Genomic DNA, 2,320 nt, shown 5'->3' with positions numbered 1-2,320 from the left:
CGGCCGGCCCATTTCCCAGCTCAGTGGGGGCCAGCGCACGCGTGCCCTGCTGGCCCGCTATCTGCTGGAAGAACCGGATCTGCTCCTGCTGGACGAGCCGACCAACCATCTGGACCTGGCCGGCGTGGAATGGCTCGAGGATCACCTCCAGCAGTGGAAGGGCAGTCTCATCATCGTCGCCCATGACCGGCACCTGCTGGACCGGCTGGCCACGCGCATATGGGAGCTGTCCTTCGGCCGGCTGGAGGCCTACGACGGCAGTTACTCGCGCTATATGGTCCAGCGCGCGGAGCGCCTGGCCCGCCGGCAGGCGGAGTTTGAGGCCCAGCAGGAACTGATTGCCCGCACCCAGGCTTTCATCCAGCGCTATAAGGCCGGCCAGCGCGCCCGCGAGGCACGCGGCCGCCTGCGCCGGCTGGAGCGGCTCGAACGGGTGGACGCGCCGGCGGAACTTCGACGGCTTCATCTCCCCCTGCATACCGAACTGCGGAGCGGCGATATTGTCCTGCAGTTGCGCGACCTGCGGGTGGGGTTTGCCGGCCCGCCGCGCACCGAATTACTGCGCTGTCCGGACGTGGTGGTCCAGCGCGGAGAGCGAGTGGCCATCCTGGGCCCTAACGGCGCCGGCAAGACGACCCTGGTGCGCACCATCGTCGGGGAGCATCCCCCACTGGCCGGCGAGGTGCTCATCGGGGCCAATGTGCGCATCGGGTACCTGGCCCAGGCGCATGCCGACCTGAACCCGGAGCGCACCCTGCTGGAAGAGCTTTTCTCCACCGCCGATATCACGATACAACGGGCGCGGGACCTGCTGGGGCAGATGCTCTTCTCCGGTGACGAGGTGTACAAACGCGTGGGACAACTCAGCGGCGGGGAGCGGAGCCGTGTGGCCTTGGCCAAGCTCATGCTGGCCGGCGCCAACCTGCTGGTGCTGGACGAGCCGACCAATCACCTCGACCTGGACGCCCAGGAGCAGTTGGAGCAGGCGCTGGAGAATTTTCCCGGCACCCTCCTGCTGGTGACCCATGACCGCGCCCTGGTGGACAACCTGGCCACGCAGGTCTGGGTGATCCAGGACCATACCCTGCAGGTGTTCCAGGGCACATACAGCGAGTATCTGGAGAGCCGGCAGACACACCAGCTCCAGCAAACCCCCGCCGGCAAGGAGCCGGCCACCCGTCAGCGCCAGGCTGAGCGGGAGGCTCAGCGCCGCGCCCAGCGCCGACAGCAGTTGGAGGCCCGCCGGCGCCAGGAGCGTGCCAGCGCGCTGGAGGCTGAGGCCCATGCCCTGGAGGAGCGCATCCATCTTCTGGAAAAACGTTTGGAGACAGCCAGCCTGGCCGGCGCGGTGGAGGAGCTGTACCGCCTTGGGCAGGAATATGAGGAGCTGAAAGCGCGCCTTGACCAGGTGCTGGAAGAATGGGCAGAGCTGGCATGAGCTACGTCATCGGATTGACCGGCAACATGGGCACGGGCAAAAGCACCGTCCTGCAGATCCTGCGGGAGCTTGGGGCGCAGGTCATCGACGCGGATGCCGTCACGCGCCAGGTGATGCGGCGCGGAGAGCCAGCCTTTGATGCCATCGTGGCGGAGTTCGGGCCAGAGGTGGTAGGGCCGGACGGGGAGCTGGATCGCGCCGCGCTGGCACGGCAGGTCTTTTCCGACCCGGCCGCCCTGCGCCGGCTGGAGGCGATCGTTCATCCGGCCACGATAGCACGGGTGCGGGAGGAGATCGCCCGGGCCACTGCGCCGGTGGTGGTCGTGGAGGCCATCAAACTGCTGGAGGCCGGCATGGCGCGCGAGCTGTGCGATGCCGTCTGGGTGGTGGATGCGCCGGAGGAGGTATGCATCGCGCGCCTGGCCGCCGGCCGCGGCATCAGCCCCGAGGAAGCGCGCCGCCGGCTGGCCGCACAGACCCCGCAGGCGGAGAAACGCGCCGCCGCCGATGTGGTGATCGACAATTCCGGCGATCTGGCGGAGACCCGCCGGCAGGTGCTCGAGGCCTGGCAGGCCCTGCCGGTCTGGGGGCGCGCCGGCAGGCATCAGGGGAGCAAGGAGACGATGCGCATGGTGCTGGAACAGTTGCGCCGCTTTTGGGAGCGGCATCCCCGTTTATCGTCCTGGGTCCTGCTATCGGCCGGCATGCTGGCCGTGTTCTTCTGGGCGGCGCGGGATGTGTCAGCAACGCCGGCCCAGTGGCTGGTGATGGCGGCCTCTACCGTTCTGCTGGCCGGCGCCTGCGTCTGGATCATTTATTGGGAATAGGGGGAAATTACGGCTTCAGCCAGAAGACGCCGGGCGCACGAGGGACCTGGCCGGC

Annotated in this window: 2 protein-coding genes; both read left to right on the top strand. The window is 68.3% G+C overall.

The features are described 5' to 3' along the window. The coding region (locus tag H5T60_14175; GenBank protein MBC7243580.1) for an ABC-F family ATP-binding cassette domain-containing protein at window positions 1-1,438 on the top strand (1,438 nt) is incomplete at its 5' end. After that, on the top strand, window positions 1,420-2,265 hold the full coding sequence (locus tag H5T60_14170; GenBank protein ID MBC7243579.1) for a dephospho-CoA kinase: 846 nt from the start codon (window positions 1,420-1,422) through the stop codon (window positions 2,263-2,265). The genes H5T60_14175 and H5T60_14170, both read left to right, overlap by 19 nt. Window positions 2,266-2,320 lie beyond the last annotated feature (55 nt).

The organism is Anaerolineae bacterium (assembly GCA_014360855.1).
Lineage (GTDB): Bacteria > Chloroflexota > Anaerolineae > JACIWP01 > JACIWP01 > JACIWP01.
This window is presented reverse-complemented; position numbering and strand designations above follow the sequence as displayed.